The sequence below is a fragment of the Microbacterium umsixpiens genome (genome assembly GCF_053543675.1).
The window spans coordinates 18,718-20,727 of record NZ_JBLVOH010000201.1 but is presented as its reverse complement, the minus strand read 5'-3'; the positions used below and the strand labels follow the sequence as shown (position 1 = coordinate 20,727).

Here is a 2,010-nt window from a genome sequence, read left to right as displayed (position 1 = left end):
CGCGGCCTGCGCCACGAAGACGGCGGATGCCACGCGACCGCGTGACTGCCTGGTCCCCACGAGCAGGGCCGAGAACGGTGTGAGCAGGGTCGCGACCGCGAGGATCAGCAGCGGATGCGGTGCGGCACCGCCACCGAACGTGTGCGAGAGCGCGGCGAGCAGTGTCGCGACGGATGAGACGGCGGCGGCGCGTACGAGTCGCAGCTGCCGGGCATTCACGGTTCCACCCTAGCCGCGCCCGCGTCGTCGGGCGGATTCCTAGCTGGGGGCAGTAGCGTTGGCACGTGGAATTCCTGCTCTATCTGGGCGGCATCCTCTTCATGCTGATCGGCCTCGGCCTTTCGATCGGTCTGCACGAGGTCGGCCATCTCGTCCCCGCGAAGCTCTTCGGCGTGCGCGTCGGCCAGTACATGATCGGTTTCGGACCGCGTCTGTGGTCGAAGCGCATCGGCGAGACCGAGTACGGATTCAAGATGCTGCCGCTGGGTGGCTTCATCTCGATGTCCGGGATGTACCCGCCCTCGAAGAGCTCGGGCCGGGCATCCGGTCTCTTCCGGTCGCTCATCCAGGACGCCCGATCCGCCAACGACGAGACCATCGCCGACGGCGCGGAGGATCGCGTCTTCTACCGCCTGCCGGTGTGGAAGCGAGTGATCGTGATGCTCGGCGGGCCGGTGATGAACCTGCTGCTCGCGACCGTGATCTTCACGATCCTGCTTTCCGGGATCGGCCTCCAGCAGGGCACCACGACGATATCCGCGGTGAGTGAGTGCGTGGTGCCCTCCGCGTCCACGGCCACCGAGTGCTCGCCTGACGACCCTGAGTCTCCGGCTGCCGAGGCCGGAGTGCAGCCCGGCGACGTGATCCTCTCCGTCGACGGACAGCCGGTGTCGACGTTCGCCGATGCGACCGCCATCATTCAGGCCTCGCCGGGCGAAGTGTTGGATGTCGTCGTGCGCCGTGACGGCTCCGACGAGTCGCTGAGCCTGACTCCCATCGCCGCCGAACGCACGATCACGGACGCCAGCGGCCGGCCGCTGCAGGACGAGAACGGCGACCCGGTGGTGAAGGAGGTCGGCTACGCGGGGATGTACTCCCAGATGGGCTACATCCAGCAGCCGCTCTCGGCGGGACCGGAGATGGCGGTCGATTCCGCCGGACGCGTGGCGACCATGATCCTCAACCTCCCGGCGCGCCTGTGGGACATCGGCGCATCGGTGTTCGCGGGCGCGGACCGTGACCCGAACGGCCCGCTGAGCGTCGTGGGCGTCGGCCGTCTCGCCGGAGAGGTCGCCTCCGTGGATGCGCCCGTCCTGGATCGATGGGCGGGCCTCCTGAGTTTGCTGGGCATGCTCAACATCGCGCTGTTCGTCTTCAACCTGATACCGCTGCTTCCCCTCGACGGCGGCCACATCGTCGTCGCGCTCTGGGACGGCATCCGCAGGATTTGGGCGAAGATCTTCCGTCGACCGCCTCCGGCGCCGGTGGACGCCACGAGCCTCGTGCCTCTCACGGTGGTCGTCTCGGTGGTGCTCATCGCGATGGGTGCGCTCCTCCTGATCGCCGACATCGTGAAGCCGGTGTCCCTGTTCCAGTAGCCGGTCGCCGTGATCGGCGTCATGGGTGGCAGAGTGAAGCGTGGATCGACCGAACGCTCCCTGGAGGCACCCATGCACGGATACTCACTGCGACCATACGACCCCCAGTCCGAAGCGGAGATGGCGGAGCGTCTTCGTGACCCCGAGGCCTGGCAGCCCAACAACTGGTTCGGCTTCGGATACACCCAGGTGCCGCCGTTCGGGCCGCAGAGCCCGGGGCTGGGGATGATCACGCCGGACGGCGGTCGGATGCGTCTGCTGCGTGATCGCGCGACGATCGGCCAGGTGAGTTGGTTTCCCGGGTACGACTACGGTGGCTCTCCTCGTCATCGGGGCTGGGGGATCGGTCTCCTCGTGCTTCCGGAGCACCGCCGCACGCGCGCGGCGTCGAGTGGTCTGGTGCTGCTCATCG

2 protein-coding genes and 1 pseudogene are annotated in these 2,010 nt (G+C 67.9%); 2 read left to right on the top strand and 1 reads right to left on the bottom strand.

Going from position 1 to position 2,010, the window contains the following annotated elements; translation table 11 throughout:
- Positions 1-219, bottom strand: a pseudogene (locus ACNPM4_RS17860) (hypothetical protein); the annotation flags it as partial.
- A 65-nt stretch (positions 220-284) separates the two neighbouring features.
- Here ACNPM4_RS17860 and ACNPM4_RS17855 point away from each other — a divergent pair.
- On the top strand, positions 285-1,598 hold the full coding sequence (locus tag ACNPM4_RS17855) for a M50 family metallopeptidase (RefSeq protein WP_448986576.1): 1,314 nt from the start codon (positions 285-287) through the stop codon (positions 1,596-1,598).
- 72 nt (positions 1,599-1,670) lie between these two features.
- Positions 1,671-2,010: hypothetical protein (locus ACNPM4_RS17850; protein ID WP_448986575.1), on the top strand; the 340-nt coding region annotated here is incomplete at its 3' end.